General features: G+C 54.2%; 13 protein-coding genes. 8 read left to right on the forward strand and 5 right to left on the reverse strand.

Annotated elements, in window-relative coordinates; all coding sequences use genetic code 11:
* Nucleotides 1–573, forward strand: a 573-nt coding sequence (locus FEAC_RS15580) for a Mu transposase domain-containing protein (protein WP_419195365.1), incomplete at its 5' end; no start/stop codon positions are given.
* Nucleotides 567–1,295 (forward strand): IS21-like element helper ATPase IstB, encoded by a 729-nt coding sequence (gene istB / locus FEAC_RS09305; RefSeq protein ID WP_052566144.1) that lies wholly within the window; start codon nt 567–569, stop codon nt 1,293–1,295. The genes FEAC_RS15580 and istB (FEAC_RS09305), both read left to right, overlap by 7 nt.
* A gap of 473 nt (nt 1,296–1,768) precedes the next feature.
* Here the strand turns inward: istB (FEAC_RS09305) and FEAC_RS15225 are convergent, their stop codons facing one another.
* Together FEAC_RS15225 and FEAC_RS09315 are read right to left on the reverse strand one after the other, a co-directional pair.
* The gene (locus FEAC_RS15225; protein WP_152623165.1) at nt 1,769–2,176 is read right to left on the reverse strand and encodes a hypothetical protein; all 408 of its coding nucleotides are present in this window, start codon (nt 2,174–2,176) and stop codon (nt 1,769–1,771) included.
* A 102-nt stretch (nt 2,177–2,278) separates the two neighbouring features.
* Nucleotides 2,279–3,496, reverse strand: a complete 1,218-nt coding sequence (locus FEAC_RS09315; RefSeq protein WP_035390947.1) for an IS256 family transposase — start codon at nt 3,494–3,496, stop codon at nt 2,279–2,281.
* A 474-nt stretch (nt 3,497–3,970) separates the two neighbouring features.
* On the opposite strand from FEAC_RS09315, the gene FEAC_RS15230 reads away from it, so the two are divergent.
* The 4 genes from FEAC_RS15230 to istB (FEAC_RS09330) all read left to right on the forward strand — a co-directional run bounded on the left by FEAC_RS15230 (nt 3,971) and on the right by istB (FEAC_RS09330) (nt 6,943).
* Nucleotides 3,971–4,561, forward strand: a complete 591-nt coding sequence (locus FEAC_RS15230; protein WP_152623166.1) for a hypothetical protein — start codon at nt 3,971–3,973, stop codon at nt 4,559–4,561.
* Between the two features lie 116 nt (nt 4,562–4,677).
* On the forward strand, nt 4,678–5,385 hold the full coding sequence (locus FEAC_RS09320) for a DDE-type integrase/transposase/recombinase (protein ID WP_052566145.1): 708 nt from the start codon (nt 4,678–4,680) through the stop codon (nt 5,383–5,385).
* A 125-nt stretch (nt 5,386–5,510) separates the two neighbouring features.
* Complete coding sequence (locus FEAC_RS09325) at nt 5,511–6,173, forward strand: Mu transposase domain-containing protein (RefSeq protein WP_052566146.1); 663 nt, start codon at nt 5,511–5,513, stop codon at nt 6,171–6,173.
* Nucleotides 6,164–6,943 (forward strand): IS21-like element helper ATPase IstB, encoded by a 780-nt coding sequence (gene istB, locus FEAC_RS09330; RefSeq protein WP_201773888.1) that lies wholly within the window; start codon nt 6,164–6,166, stop codon nt 6,941–6,943. The genes FEAC_RS09325 and istB (FEAC_RS09330) overlap by 10 nt, the downstream gene beginning before the upstream one ends.
* 468 nt (nt 6,944–7,411) lie before the next feature.
* On the opposite strand, the gene FEAC_RS09340 is transcribed toward istB (FEAC_RS09330), so the two are convergent.
* Nucleotides 7,412–8,410, reverse strand: a complete 999-nt coding sequence (locus tag FEAC_RS09340) for a S66 peptidase family protein (protein WP_081901208.1) — start codon at nt 8,408–8,410, stop codon at nt 7,412–7,414.
* A gap of 223 nt (nt 8,411–8,633) precedes the next feature.
* Between FEAC_RS09340 and FEAC_RS09345 the strand changes: the two genes are divergently transcribed.
* Nucleotides 8,634–9,479 (forward strand): tyrosine-type recombinase/integrase, encoded by an 846-nt coding sequence (locus tag FEAC_RS09345; RefSeq protein ID WP_035390952.1) that lies wholly within the window; start codon nt 8,634–8,636, stop codon nt 9,477–9,479.
* 180 nt (nt 9,480–9,659) lie between these two features.
* Here FEAC_RS09345 and FEAC_RS09350 read toward each other — a convergent pair whose 3' ends face one another.
* The gene (locus FEAC_RS09350) at nt 9,660–10,199 is read right to left on the reverse strand and encodes a hypothetical protein (RefSeq protein WP_152623167.1); all 540 of its coding nucleotides are present in this window, start codon (nt 10,197–10,199) and stop codon (nt 9,660–9,662) included.
* Nucleotides 10,200–10,401: 202 nt separating this feature from the next.
* Between FEAC_RS09350 and FEAC_RS09355 the strand changes: the two genes are divergently transcribed.
* Entirely contained in the window at nt 10,402–15,171 is a 4,770-nt protein-coding gene (locus tag FEAC_RS09355; RefSeq protein WP_035390956.1) for a type ISP restriction/modification enzyme, read from the forward strand.
* Here FEAC_RS09355 and FEAC_RS09360 read toward each other — a convergent pair.
* Entirely contained in the window at nt 15,131–16,045 is a 915-nt protein-coding gene (locus tag FEAC_RS09360) for a hypothetical protein (RefSeq protein WP_035390958.1), read from the reverse strand. The two genes, FEAC_RS09355 and FEAC_RS09360, sit on opposite strands and share 41 nt — an antisense overlap.
* Between the last annotated feature and the right edge of the window lie 155 nt (nt 16,046–16,200).

The raw sequence follows: 16,200 nt of genomic DNA on the forward strand, positions 1-16,200 counted from the left end.
AAAGTCCAGATGAACTACCACGTACGGGTCCTAGACGGCTACTACTCGGTTCCCTACGATCTGGTTGGACAGACCCTTGATGTACGGGTTACCAGAACCACAGTGGAGATCTTCTCGGCTGGAGTGCGCATAGCGAGTCACCGACGATGCGAGAGGAAGGGTCAGTACCAGACTTCTTTTGCGCACATGCCCTCGAGTCACCAGGCCCAGGCATCATGGACCCCGGCAAGGATACTCAAGTGGGCTCGGACGATAGGACCAAGTACCCAGGTGGTCTGTGAGACGATCATGTCTGGACGGCACTACCCAGAACAAGGCTTTAACCAGTGCAGAGGTATCTTCAACTTGGCATCGAAGGTCTATACCCCAGAGCGTGTCGAGGCGGCATGTGAGAGAGCAATAGCGATCCATAGCCCTCTGTACAAGAGCGTGGTCTCTATCTTGAAAAACGGACTCGATGCCGTCGCACTCGCCCCACCGCCTGGCCCGCCACCTATTGAGCATCAAAACATCAGGGGAACCGAGTACTACAAGGAACTGCTCGCCGGCGGTCAGGAGAACGTGACATGTTGAACAACCAGACGATTGGGACCCTGACAGACCTTGGGTTAAAGGGGATGGCAGACGCGTTTCGTGAGCAGCTAGAGAGTGTCCAATACCTCGAGCTCAGCTTTGAGGAACGCTTCGCAATGTTAGTAGACCGGGAGGCAATGGATCGAGAGGCCAGAAGGCTCGCTACCCGGCTTAGAGCTGCCAAGCTCAGACATCAAGCCAGCATTGAGGACCTCGACTTTCACACCCCGAGGGGACTGGAGCGTTCGATGATCATGGGCTTTAGCTCATCTCACTGGGTAGATGCACACCAGAACATTCTGGTCACCGGTCCAACTGGAATAGGTAAGAGTTACCTTGGGTGTGCGCTGGCCTACGCTGGGATTCGATCTGGCCATAGTGCACTGTACCGGAGGGCACCAGCTCTCTTTGCGGATCTAGCCATCGCCAGAGGTGATGGAAGGTATCTGAAGGTACTACAGAGCCTTTCACGCGCTGAGATACTAGTCATAGACGATTTCGGACTCACACCACTCACAGGGAGCGAACCCTCGGACCTATTGGAAGTGTTAGAGGATCGATCCGAACGCAAGTCGACCATCGTCACCTCACAGCTTCCCGTTGACTCCTGGCACGAGGCACTTGGGGATCCGACACTCTCTGATGCAGTCCTAGATCGCCTGCTGTGCAACGCTCACGTTATCCAGATGTTCGGGACCTCCATGAGGACAAAGAAGTCATGAGTGTGAGCCGACAAGAACAAAGTCGAGAGCCATTACGTAACGTTACGAAACCATCGTTGTCAAGGATCTGCGAGGGGCCGGGATGCACCCAGATTCTGGGCCAACAACCCAGGGGAAGACCAGCCCGGTACTGCTCGGCCGCTTGTCGTGTAGCCACACATCGACGACGAAGGAGAGGACCGGTCACAGCAGAGGTGCACTTTGGCTCCGCTAGCACAAGAAATCGAAACGAGGAGCGGTCGTGGATGGTCAAGCTACGTCGCGACAACGACGAACTGATCGTTGTCATCGGTCAGAGAGGTATGCTGCAAAGTTGTGTATGGACCACTTCAAAAGCGTCTTCGGACCCAGTTTGGGTTCGGTTGCTAACCGGTTGACCAATCGGGTGTGATTCCTACACAAATGCCACCAACTACCATAGCAGCCGGAGGGACGTTGGGTACAGGTTTGGGTGACTAACTCAACGTTCGTGGCTAGGGTTCGACGATGAACTCAGTGCCGATGAGTTCGCTGATTGTGATGCTCTCCTCACACGAGGGGCAATGCCCACCGATCCCGACTCGTCGCATGAAGGTGTGACACTGCGGGCAGCGTTGTTCTCCAAGAGAGCGCTCACCACAGGTATCGCACTCATAGACGGTGATCTCCCGACGTGGCTGGGATCTTGGGACCCTGAGCGTCGGGAGAGTACCCGAACTACGACGTCGTCGATAGGCACTGGCCCGACAGGCATCTGAGCAGTAGGTTCTCCTCCCCGAGGGGCCAAAGCTACTCCCACAGACTGGGCACGCTATCGTAACGCTATCGTGACGTAACGGGGATTTGACTCCTGGTGGCTCCACACTCGGGTGACGTTGGTTGATCTTATTGACACTGGACATGGTGATACTCCAATTCTTAGGCAGTTCTTGCATCGGTGACTGGATCCGAGGGACGGCCCCTCACGGGCCTTCAGCGATAGTTTTGTGCGCTAAGAGTCTGCTCTAGGCGGTATCGGCGCGTACGCCATTAACGAAGGCAACGCCAGAGATGACCTCTGCGATGCGTTCGTGACCGGTGATGCGCCGCCAGGACTTCTCGGCTTCAAGACCCAGCTGGTAGAGCATTCCAAGAGCGGATTCGTTGGAGAAGGCACCCTTTACCTTGACGGTTCTATGACGTAGAGTCGCAAAGGTCGACTCTATCGGGTTGGTTGTACGCAGGTGTACCCAGTGTTCAGCTGGGAAGTCATAGAAGGCCAAGAGCGCGTCGGTGTCCTTGGTCAGGCAGTTGACAGCCTTTGGGTACTTGGCCCCGTACTTGGTCTCAAACGTTCTGATTGCAGCCTTGGCGTCATCTCTGGTCGGTGACATCCAGATATCACGGATCGACCCCTTGACCTTTGAATGAAGGGATTTGGGTAGATAGTTCAAGACATTGCCCGTCTTGTGAAGCCAGCACCGTTGGTGCTTGGTCGTTGGGTAGATCTCGCTCAGTGCTGACCAGAACCCGAGAGCACCATCGCCTATCGCCAGAGCTGGTTCGTTCATCCCCCGGGACTTGAGATCGACGAGAACCTCGTGCCAAGACTGGGTGGACTCTCTTGTCCCATCCTCCAAGGTGAGGAGGTGCTTCTTTCCTTGGTCATCGACGCCGATAACGACGAGTACGCAGAGCTTGGGGTTGTCCCCCCGGATCTTCTGATAGATGCCGTCAACATAGATGTAAGAGAAGGTGAACTTGTTAAGGTCCTGTTTCTTCCACTCGTCAAACTCCGTCCTCCACTTGGCTTTGAGCGATGAGACGACATTGGGGGTTAGTTTCTTTGCTCCCTCGCCGAGGACAACCTCGAGGACTCGGGCCATATCCCCCTCTGAGATGCCCTTCAGGTAGGCATAGGCGACCCAGGCGTCGATGGACTTGGATCTGCGTAGGTAGGGAGGGATGAGTTTTGAGGCGAAGTTGATCGGCTCACCATCGCGTGCGCGGATCCTTGGTACCTCGACTTCGATGTCACCGACAACGGTCGTGACAGATCGCTCCGGCAGGTAACCATTGCGTACTACGTCCCTACCGGCACTCTTGAGCTCGTTGACCATCTCGGTCACCTCTACCTCAAGAGCGGTAGCGATGAGATGCCTTGCGTGAACGCGCAACAGCTCGGTAATGGCGTCATGGACTTCATGGGACTGACCCGAGAAGTCAGGGGTTATCATGGTCATTGGGATTTCCTTTCTGATTGTTTTTTTCTTACTGACATTCCAGTAGGAAATCCCACCCAACCAGGTCACTCACCCCAAACTTTTCCCGTCGCGCTCATCAGTAGCCCAAACACAACTTTTCAGGGTACCTCTCGGTCAGACCAGAGATGGTGCACAGCGTCTCGCTAGCCGGCTCAACGATTTTCTCAACTGAGGATACAACCATCCAAAGGGAGTAGAACTCCGACCTTTGGGGTGCACATAAATCAATCGAAAGGAGCCAATTCTCGACCCATCAGATATACACTTCAAGCAGTCCGTCTCGCGCCCTCTAGGGGGTGGCACATTTCAGCGAGAACGGGTGGCACATTTCGCAGGAATACGCACCTGATGGTTCAGATCATCTCTGCTTGCAATGATCAACCAGTAGTAGGAGTGGCGAGGAAGTGTTAGCGGACATGCAATAATGCATGGATGCGGCCAAATAATTGCACGGTGACGGACACCAAAACTGCACGCACATCGCTGCCCTCCAAGGGTGGCTGGTTCAAGGTGAAGTATGCGCACATCGTTGAGGCGCGTTGGCGAGAGCATCGGGTATGCCAATGGCGACTCGAGAATGCACCAGAGCACACATCATGTCCAACAATGCACAACTGCCCAAGAATTGGAGTGTCACCCATGTTCAAAGTCAATGAGATCAACCAACTCCACCCGAGTGTGGGGTCACCAGGAGTCAAATCCCCGTTGCGTCACGATAGCGTCACGATAGAGTGCCCAGTCTGTGGGAATAGCTTCCCCTCGTCGGGGAGGAGAACCTATTGCTCAGATGCTTGTCGTTCTCTTGGCTATCGCAGACGGCGCAGTGTGGGTAGGGAGAATATCACCGTAGCCAAGTCACGGTCACGTCGGGAGATCACCGTCTATGAGTGCGATTCTTGCGGCGAGCGATCCCTGGGAGAACAACGCTGCTCGGAGTGTCACACCTTCATGCGACGAGTCGGAATCGGGGGGCATTGCCCCTCGTGTGACGAAAGCGTCGCAATTAGCGAACTCGTCGGCACTGAGCTCATCGTCGGGTCCTGAGCACTAGGGATTCTCCCCCAGATAACACCAGATACAACTCGGATTAACAAACAGGCTCCTCACTGGATGAAACTGGAGATTGTCACATTACCAATTTCCAGAAGGAGCCGTTACACATGAAGGATAGTACCCAAGCCATGAACATACTCGAGGCCTATGACCTCTACCAGTCCTACAACCAAGCAGCCAGAGAGTGCCACTGCTCTCCCAATACCGTAAAGGCCCTGGTACAAGCCAGAAAGGATGGAACACTTGCTGCGAGAGGACGACGACAAAGTACCTCGTCAATCTTTAATGCCGACGAACTTAGCCTCATTACCGAACTCGTGGAGGCCTCCGAGGGCTTCATCAGAGCCGATGTCATCCATCGAAGACTCCAAGGGATCGGGTACAAGGGATCGGGACGTAGCACCAGGCGAGCGGTGCGCAAGGAGAAGACCAAGTACCGCCGGGCTCATGCGCGCGTGTATTGGCCCTGGATACCAGAGCCTGGCAAGTGGGCTCAGTACGACTTCTCGGATGGACCGGTCATCGATGGCGAGAAGACCACCCTGTTTCACTACTACCTGCCCTACTCCAAGTATCGAATCGTGCTCTACATCCCCGATCAGTCTCTCCCGAACGTCATCGGTGCCCTTCACACCTGCTTTGCGATGACCGGAGGGGTCCCTCATTACGTGCTCACCGATAACGCCAAGACAGCCGCTAGCGCTCACATCGCAAACGTTGCGGTCTTAAACGCGAAGATGGTCAAGTTCGCCTCCGCCTACGGGTTTGCGTTACAGACCTGCATCCCCTATGATCCCTCTTCAAAGGTGGGGTAGAACGGGCTGTACGTGTCGCAAAAGAGCACCTGTGCCCAACGGATGCCAACCTGGTAGCCAACTACGCCAGCGTTGGGGAGCTCAAAGACGCAATTAATGCTTTCAACATCGAGATCAATGCCAAGGTGCACTCAGGCACAGGTAAGATCCCCTCGCTCGTTCTCCCCCAGGAGCTAACGGCGTTCTCCTCGTTACCCAAGAATCCTTACGTGGCTGCCTACGGGGTCATGCGCCGTGTAGAGGTCAACATGGGAATCGTTCGCTATCGTCGCTGTGGCTACTCGGTGGACCCTTCACTTCGCGGATCTACTGTCTATGTGCGCGAGGACAACGATGAGGTGGTGATCGTCACGGTCACAGGGAGCGGAGTCACCGAGGTCGCTCGTCACAAGAGAGGTGAACCCTATGGATACGTGATCTCTGACAAGCACAAGGACCCGTCGCACCCAAGTGGTCCGCTCGTTCGACACCCAATCCCAACGAACGAGACCGAAGGCAAGTTCCTTGGTATCACAACCGAGGCTGGGACCTGGCTCGAGAGAGCTGCCTCACTCGGGACCAAGAAGATCCCTGACACTATCGGGGTCCTCGTTTTGGCTGAGACCCAGATTGCTAAGAACGCCATTACGGAGTCCTTAGCCCTTGGTGACTTTGGCTATACGACGATGAACGCACTGCTAGCCAAGACACAACAGGTGACACCGGCACCAGCCGCTCGTGAGGTTGAGAGCCTGGGTAGCTCAACCTTGCCCTACGCAAAGCTCAAGGCGGTCTCGGCATGCAGATGACCCAAGGAGAGACCAACCCGGTAGCAACAGAGATCGCTGAGATGACCAAGCGGCTCCGATTGCCCCACCTGCGTCGTAACTTCCAAGATCTCTGCACAACGGCCAAGGCGCAACGGTGGGATCCAATAGAGCTCCTACGAGTTCTCCTTGAAACCGAGATCGACGGGAGAAATGCCTCGACACTACTCGTGAGACGCGCGGTTGCAAACCTGCCTGGCAACAGAACCCTGGCTGGGTTTGACCATTCGGTCTCATCAGTGCCCACCCATGTCATCAACGCACTTAGCACCTTGGCGTGGATACGGCGAGCAGAGAACCTCGTTGTCTGTGGTCCGCCAGGGACGGGTAAGAGCTTCCTTGCAGAGGCACTGGCATCAGAGGGGATCGAGGCTGGCATGCGAGTATCGTGGTTTAACTCCGAGACCCTTGCCCAAACCATCGCAACGGCCAAGGCGACCGATACTCTTGGTTCAACCCTGGCCAAGTTCAGACGTCTCGATCTGGTCGTCATCGACGATCTAGGGATTCTACCGATTGGTGAGAACGACTCCGAAGCGCTCTATCGCGTCGTCGAGACCTGTTATGAGACCACCTCGTTGATAGTGACCTCTAACTTTGGACTCGCTTCCTTTGATGAGATCCTCAACCCAAGATCGATTGCTGCAGCGCTTGTCGATCGCCTGGCTCACCATGCCCATCTCATAGAGACGACAGGCGAGTCCATCCGACTCTCACAGGCTCTCTCGGGCAAGGGGGTGATGCCCCTCTAATACCAATCCCGAACGAAAGCTAGGTGCTACACGCCCCCTAGATGACGCGCCTTCACCCGTGCAAAACTAGTGTCCGTCCCCGTGCAACTTAGGTGTCCGTCCCCGTGCAGGTTGAGATGTCCCTTGACAGGAAGTAACGCGGCGTCACTTTTGGATATTCGGGCACAATCAAAACACCAGGTGAGGAGACATTGTTATGTTTTGGTCAAACTGAGTTCCGTTGCAGATGAAGTTGTCTCTCAAGATCACGGGGGCAAAGGGCAGTCAACAATGTGACGCCGCGTCACTTTTTGGCGGATTCTGGAAGGCAAAGACCCTGATGGATATGCATCATTATGTTTGGGTCAGCAACGTACCCGCGCGGATTAAGTTGAGCAGCGGCCCAGTCTCTTACGTCATGTTGGGATATACCTCGATTGATGGAGGCCGCCAAAGTGCCCACAGGGTGATAAGAGTTGAATCAGCTGGTTAGGCAACTGCCGGGTTCAGCACGGCTAGAATCCCATTGTCAGCGTCAAGTTGAACTGTGGCACCGATTGGTAAGGTCGCTTGATCTGGCCCGTGACCGATAGGTAAGTAGTAACAACACGGAATGTCGAGCGGCACCAGCAGATCGCCAAAGACCTGCTCTAGCTCGAGTGATGAGTCATATTGAGTCTCAACGCCGACATGGTCGCCAATGACTATTCCGACGCAACCATCGAAACATCCCGCCGCGATCATCTGCGTTAGGTTACCGTCAACCTCCATCACCGCCTCTGAGACGTCCTCAAAGAAACATATCTTTCCATCGAAATTGACTTGAAGTGACGTGCCAACCAAATTGGCCAATCGCGGGAGGCACCCGCCTGCGAGTATCCCCTCTGCGGTTCCATTCACGAGCGTCGTGACCGTACTAACTCCCGGTCGAGGTTCGACCTTAAACGGCTGCGCTTCAAATAATGCGACACGAACACCGTCAAGTGTGTAGTCCGTGGCATTGCTGAGCTTCGAGATGCCTGGCCCATAGAAAGTGATCCATCCGAGGCGGCTGGTGATCAGCGCGTGCAGCGCGGTAATGTCCGAGAATCCAATGAAAGCCTTGGGAGGTCGTTCTGCAAGGGATTCGAATGCAGCCATGTCGAGGGAAGCGACGGTACGTTGGGCGCCGTATCCGCCTCGCGCGCACCATATGCCATCGATAGTTTCGTCGCTGAGTGCCCAGAGCAGGTCTTCGGCACGCTGATGGTCTTCTCCCGCTAGGTAGCCGCGCACCTCGTGAACCGCCGACCCAATTAAGACTTCAAGTCCGAAGTGCTCAAGCGTTCGAACACCCTGATCAAACATTGAGCGGTCCAAAACTCCACTTGATGGCGCTATTACCGCGACTCTAGATCCGGGACCTAAGCGCTGAGGTCGTCGGTGTCGTTCATGTGCTTGGGTTGGCGTCACGAGGGCCATCTTACCCCATCTTTCGATGAGCGTCATGAATGAAAAGGTTGTAAATCATGTACAAGTTGATAGACATCCACACCACACCACTGCGGTTGCTGATTGGGTTGAGAAAACCAACGAGGAGTCCAGCTTCCGATAGTAGTGAATATCGGAAGTGGATCGAGTGTCTACTTCCGATATTCGTGTCTTTAGCAATCTGTAACCCGTCAAAACAACTTCCGATATTTGTCAGACCCTTGCGTTATCATGGTTCAGTATGAATAAAGAAGAAAAACTCACCGCATACCAGCTCGCTCTTGGCAAGGCCCCACTGTCTGCCAACACCAAGCGGGCTTATGCCTCTCGTGTGGCGGCGTTTTTGGAGTGGTTACCCGAAGGTGCAGATCTAGCCTCTGATCGTGATTTTGTGATCCGAGACTACCGGCAGCATCTCAAGGACGGTCACCGGTCACCTTCGACCGTTAACAGCCACTTAGATGCCGTAGGTCACCTTTGCCTGACTCTCGGCTTCGGCGCACCAAGCGCACGTCACGAGCACCTGCCTCAAGCATCACCACGAGCACTGGAACCAAAAGAGCAGACTCTGTTCCTCCGCTCCGCAGAGAAGGCCGATTTATCGCGGGATCGTGCGATTGGCCTACTCGGTTTCTACTCTGGATTACGGGTGGCCGAACTTGCAGCGCTCAACATTGAGGACGTTGTGCTCAGCGCCCGCAAGGGCACAGTCACCGTCTGGCACGGCAAGGGCGACCGGCACCGCGAGTTGCCGCTACACCCCGAGGCTCGGAAGGCAGTCAATGAGTGGCTAGGGGATAGGTGGTTTAGTGAATCTGATGCTCTGTTTATTAACCGCAGAGGCGGGCGACTCTCAAGTCGTAGCATCTGCGAGATCGTGGTGCAACTCGGCACGTCGGTGGGGCTGGAGATGAGCACACATACTTTGCGGCACACGTTTGGGACTAACTTGGTGCGGCAAGGTACTGACATCGTGATCGTGGCCGAGATGATGGGCCATAGCCGCCTGGAGAGCACGCGGCGGTACTCATTGCCGAGCGCCGGTGATCGGGTTAAGGCGATTGCTGGGCTGCCGGTGGAGGGGTGAGCCATCGCCGGACACGATCCGCAAACCGGCTACTTGGTCTGCTTAGGCTTCTGGCCCTTTGTTATCTCGCCGATAAGTCGCTGGTTTACTGGCCTATCCTTAGGAGCTGGATAAACCTTCGGGACGACCGGCTTAGGTTCAGGGATGTTGTGCGGTGAGGTCTTGGTCACGTTTCTAAGGCTATACGTGTGAGATTATGATGCCTGCGCCTAGCACAAGAGCACCCAAACCCAGCAACAAGAGCTGGGTTCGAACAAGCCAACTCCTCCTCTTTCTGATTCCAATGCTTTCATTGCTTTGATAGGCGTTATTTGCTGCTGCGATTAGGTCAAACAACATCACATTCGTCGCTGACTCGACATATTCGTCGACCAAAGCTGGGGGTTCCACTATCGCTTTGATAGCCTTCTTTGGCCATAGCGCCCAAACCCCCACCAAAATATCCAGGGACAACACTCCAATCGCGACAATGAAAATAACAACGATGTATTCAGGCCGACCATGGCCGAACGGAAACTGACTGCCGGCAAACCCAAGAACCACTCCGTTTGCTGCAAGCACAATGGCGACGATCCGCTGAAGGTCATCGAGTTCCGTTCGTTGAAGGTCAAGCCTGCTCTTTATCTCGGTGTAGACGCGATCTAAGTGTGCCGAAGGTGGGTATTCTGGGTTATCCTTAATTTCACCATTAACGGACGCTTTTGCCGGTTCTGGTTCCAAACTGTTGACTTCCCCCAATATCACTCTCTTTCCACGCCAACGCATCCACGCCATAGTACAGTTTGACTGGTGTCTGCTTAAGTGGATCTGCAGAAATTCGGAAACTGCTGACTCGGGTGCCCCTGCGCCGTGTTCAAGGCACCATGACCGGACATAATAACGGTGCCCCTGCGCGCGGTGGCCTCTGTACTACAGTAGTTCCATGAACCTAACGGATCTTCTCGATAAGCTCACCCGGCTGTCTGCAAGCTTTTCCCAACAGGGGACCGCCTTTGAACGAATGATGCGGACCTACCTGCAGACCGATCCGCTCTACTCAGACCGCTTCGAGAAGGTCTTTAGTTGGATGGAGTGGCCTGACCGACCAGCCAGGGAACGCGACACCGGAATCGATCTTGTTGGCATCGAGCGCGATGGCGGTGTGTGTGCAATTCAGTGTAAGTTCATCCCAGCCGGCCAAAGCGTCTCAAAGCCAGCAATCGACAGCTTCCTGTCGGCCTCATCGAGAGAGCCCTTTACCTCACGGCTCATCATCGCGACCACCGATCACTGGAACACCAACGCAACCAATACCCTAAAGGACCAGCGCCCCCCGGTCCAGAGGCTTGGACTCTCTGATCTCCTTGAGTCACCAATCGACTGGTCAAAGTTCGATCCCACGATTCCAGATAGGCTCCTGAAGCTCTCAGTCCGAACCCTGTTGCCTCATCAACGAGCGGCGATCGATGACGTGAAGCAGGGCTTTCGCGAAGCCGATCGAGGAAAGCTCATCATGGCCTGCGGGACGGGCAAGACCTTCACCTCGCTCCGGCTCGCAGAAGAGGTCGTAGGACGTGGCGGCCACGTACTCTTTCTCGTCCCCTCTATCGCTCTTCTCTCCCAAGCGCTCAAAGAGTGGACTCGTGAGTCCGAGATACCGCTCCAGTGTCTAGCGGTCTGTTCTGACACCGAGGTCACCCGGGACTCAGAGGACAGCCGTACCTTTGATATCGCACTGCCTGCCACCACCAAGCCAGAACGCTTAGGAGCTCACCTTGAGACCGCGAGGCAAAGAGCTCTCTCCCAAGGCGATCATGAGCCGATGTATGTCACCTTCTCAACGTACCAGTCCCTACGGGTGATCGAAGAGGCCCAACGAGATTTCGGTTTCCCGGAGTTTGACCTCATCATCTGTGATGAGGCCCATAGGACCGCGGGTGTCGCTACCGAGACTCACGACTCTGCCTTTGTGCTCGTTCACGACAATGAGCGCATCAAAGCAACCAAGCGCATCTACATGACCGCGACTCCGAAGGTCTATGGAGACCGGGCCAAATCCAAGGCCACCGAGGCCGAAGTCATCCTCTACTCGATGGACAACGAGGCCCACTTTGGCAAAGAGTTCCATCGTCTTGGCTTTGGTGAGGCGGTAAGGAGAGAACTGCTCTCGGATTACCAAGTGGTGATCCTGGCGATCGATGAGGCTTATGCTGCCCAGACCCTGCACTCTGTTCTCACAGATTCAGATTCTGAGATCAAACTCGACGACGCGGCAAAACTGCTCGGTTGTTGGATGGGACTCGCCAAGATCAGCGATAGTCAGGAGGAGTTCGCTAATGATCCAGACCCCATGAAGACCGGAGTCATCTTTGTCAATACCATCAATGGATCTAAGGAGGTTCAAAAGACCTTCACCGACGTCGCCGCCCAAGCTCAGCTTCAAGGAATCGGGACCAGTCGTAATCTGCCTGGTGTCGAGATCAAACACATCGATGGCACGATGGGGGCACTGGAGCGCAATGGGGATCTCAACTGGCTTAGAGAATCAACCGAGGAGTGCCGACTCCTCACCAATGCCAAGTGTCTTTCTGAGGGGGTAGACGTACCATCCCTTGATGCCGTCATGTTCTTACAACCCCGCAAATCTCAAGTCGATGTCGTCCAGGCGGTAGGGCGAGTAATGCGGCGAGCAGAGGGCAAACAGTTTGGCTACGTGATTCTCCCAGTGGTCATTCCCTCTAACGTCGATCCTGACGAGGCACTCGATCGGAACAAGTCCTTTGAGGTCGTCTGGCAGATCCTTCAGGCACTAAAGGCCCATGATGAACGCTTCGAGGCAATCATCAACACCTTGAATCTTGGTGATCCAGCTCAGCGCAAAATCAACGTGATCGGGGTAGCTGGTGACTCCGAGGAGTCCGATAGCACCCACAAGGAGACGTTGAACGAAATCAACACCCAGGCAGCTCTCTGGCCAGAACATATCGAGACCGCCATCTTTGCCAAGCTCTCAAAGCGACTTTCCAGTTCTAAGTACTGGCCCCAGTGGGCCGAGGATGTTGCAGTACTCGCTGGCACCTATGTGACTCGTATCAAAGAGGCGAAGAACCGATCGAGCGTATTTGCCGACAATCTTGCGAGCCTTGTCGAGACGCTGCGTGAAAACATCAACCCGAGTATCTCAGAAGATGACACGATCGAGATGCTCGCCCAGCACATGGTGACAAAGCCGGTCTTTGACGCCCTCTTTGGCGACTATGACTTTGCGAGCTCGAACCCAGTATCAAAATCACTCGACGCAGTCGTCGCCTACCTCATCGATGAGGAGAGCACAGAGTCCGAGGCCAAGGATCTCGAACGCTTTTATGCATCGGTCAGAGAACGTGCAGGAGCTGCGAAGACCAAGGATGCTCGCCAGCAACTTGTGAAGGACCTCTACGAGAACTTCTTTAACAAGGCTCTAAAGCGCACCACCGATCGCATGGGGATCGCGTATACCCCGATTGAGATCGTTGACTTTATGTTGAAATCTGTCGCCGAGCTCACCCAAACCTACTTTGGTCTTGAACTCAAAGACTCAGGTGTGCATGTCCTAGATCCCTTCGTTGGAACTGGGAGCTTCATCGTGCGTCTAATCGAGCTTGGGCTTCTGGGGGAATCCCTGCCTGCCAAGTACGCGAGTGAACTTCACGCCAATGAGATCCTGCTCCTGCCCTACTATATCGCAGCGGTCAACATCGAGTCCGCCTATCACGCGATGACCCAATCCGATACGTATCGACCCTTCAACGGCATCGTCTTAACCGACACCTTCCAGTTGAGTGAGTCGCATTCCTTCATGGAGGAGACGGTCTTCAAGGCCAACTCTGAGCGCATCGAGGCCCAACGGCGAGCTCCGATTACCGCGATCATCGGGAATCCTCCGTATTCGGTTGGACAGCGTACTGCGAACGATAATGCTAAAAACCTAAAGTACCCAAACCTCGATCTGCGAATTGCCGATACTTACGTCGCTAAATCACGAGCTGTTGCCAACAACAGTCTGTACGACTCCTACATCCGTGCGCTTCGTTGGGCCTCGGATCGCATAGGGGACTCTGGCATCGTCTGCTTTGTGACCAACGGAGGCTGGCTGCGGGGAGGATCTGGCCAAGGAGTACGGGCGAGTTTCGAAGACGAGTTCGATGCAGTCTACGTGATGGACTTGAGGGGGAACAGTCGGCGAAGTTATGGCGACAAATCTATAGCCAGTGAAGGTGGCAACGTCTTCGAAGTCCGCATTCCTGTAACAATGCTCATCCTGATCAAAGGGGGGGTGGACGAACGAGCGCCACGAGGTATCTTCTACCACGACATTGGTGACTACTTGAGCCGAGAGGCCAAGCTCGGCCAACTTGCCCAATTTAACTCGGTAGCAGGCGTACCATGGACACTGATCGAGCCCAACGAACAACACGACTGGATCAATCAGCGAGATCAGAGTTGGTATGGGCTCAAGTCCTTGACGACCACGGAGCCCGATGCCGGAATCTTCAACATAGATTCAAATGGCTTAAAGACAAATCGAGATCCTTGGGTCTATAACTCCTCACGGGAGGCTCTGCTTGCAACGATGGGTTCAATGATTGAGGTGTTCAACTCAGAGGTTGAACGCTACAGGCACGAGCATCCCTCTTCGGTCGATGATTTTGTAATCGGCGACGAGACAAAGATCAGTTGGTCTAGGGGTCTCAAGCTTGAGCTGAAGCGGCGAGCGAATGGATCGGGTGTTGAATGTGATCCATCGCGAGCCAGGTTTGGACTCCATCGCCCATTCTTCAAACAGTGGCTTTACTTCGACAAAGCAATTAACGAGGATCAAGCTCAAATCAGTATTATTTTCCCAACGGAAGAAGTGAGAAATCGGGCGATATTGGTGAGTGGCAGGGGTGCTGGAAGGTTTGCGGTCTTAGCGACGGATGTGACACCAAATTTGCATACAATAGACACTACCCACGTCTTTGCTCGCTACCGTTATGAGGTTCTTAATACCAAAGGGGTTCTCTTTGATGGAGCGGAGTCGGAGATCAGACGAGTCGATAACATCACCGATGGAGCGCTGGCGGAGTTCCAGGGCATCTACGGAGACAACTCGCTCACCAAGGATGATCTCTTTGCCTACATCTACGGAGTCCTTCACCACCCAGGCTACATAGAACAATACGCTGACAACCTCACCAAGGAGTATCCACGGATACCTTGGCTGAAGAACTATCGCGAGCTGATCGACATTGGTGAGAAATTACTTGACCTACATATCGGATATGAAACCGTGGAGCCCTATCCAGTGGCGGAGGAGTTCACTCTCATGCCTCCAGAAGATGGACGCGAACGCTATCGCGCGACCATAATGGGGCACCCGAACAAGGGGTCCGGAGCACGAGGCAAAGCCGACTGGGATCGGACACGGATTCAGGTCAATGAGCACCTAACGCTAACGGGGGTACCAGAGCGAGCATCGGAGTGGATACTCGGGCCACGTCCGGCGCTCGAGCTCTTCTTACAACGAATAAGGCCATCAGTGGATAAGAAGAGTGGGATCAAGAACGATCCGAACGAGTTCAGCGAGGATCCAATGTACGTTGTGGAGCTGACCAAGCGGGTGATCAGAGTGTGTGTGGAGACGTTGGATCTTATTGCCGCGATGCCCGATCACGTTCAGTCGAGAGTATGAGTGAAAGGTGCGATAAAACGGTACGCATGAGGTCGATAGCAAATGCAGCATCCATGTGATCGACTGGAAATTTCCCATCCTCAGGACCCGTCTGGGAAACGTGCCGGCCTGAATGTATGTAGGCTCCTACTTTCGCAAGTAACTCATTTACAGCCTTTTTCTTGTGGGTGTCGTGGATACCGTCACAAATCCTCTGAATAGTGCCTGGCAGCGCTTCGCGGGCTCCGTTCAAGTAGCTAAAGACAGCCGCATCATCACCTACAGCGTAAGCGCGTTCGGCTTTTTGTAAGTGTTCAACGGTCTTGCCCCACTCTTGTGCTAAGGTGCTGTCGGATCGTGGGAGTGCGATTTCCAAGAATCGGTATTGCTCACTCTTGGTCCGGGATAACACCTTTTCGTACCATTCAGAACGCTCAATGCTGATGGTTAGCTTTGGGTTATGTAGTTTGAACTCCTTCCATTCTCCTGGTTCTGGATCATCTCCCGTCTGGTAGCCATTTGCACGCTCGTCAATTGGTTTTAGGTAGTACCACCCCACGCCTTGAAGTTGAGCATCTATCTGAACAGATGATTCGCTAGATGGCAAACCATCCGTGATGTGCCGAAGTAGTCGCTGAGAGGTAACGATCTCGAAGGATACGTTTTTGTCGTTTTGATCTACGGTTTCCCTCAGTGGTTTGCTTTCGCCAATTAACTCGTTCCGATATTCCAGTCTTAAGCTGACTTCAAGGCGAACTTCCTTCACCTCCGGCATGAGAGATACCTCACCATAAAAATTGAGTCGGGGATTCAAGACCCCCGAAGCTCCTAGCTCATTTAGTTCAAGTTTTGAAGCAGTTCGGTGGAAATCTGAAACGGTGAAAGAACCTCGCATGGCGCTATTCTAGCCCTCCACTGGGAGGTGAGCCAGGCCGCTCGGCTGCTACTTCTGCCACATCACAGCACAGCTCAGAACGTTGCGCCGTTGTGTTCTAGCCGTGCCTGGTTTCTTGGCAGATGTAAACTGGGGCTGGATATGAGATACCGCGG

Source organism: Ferrimicrobium acidiphilum DSM 19497, from assembly GCF_000949255.1.
GTDB classification, from domain to species: Bacteria; Actinomycetota; Acidimicrobiia; order Acidimicrobiales; family Acidimicrobiaceae; genus Ferrimicrobium; species Ferrimicrobium acidiphilum.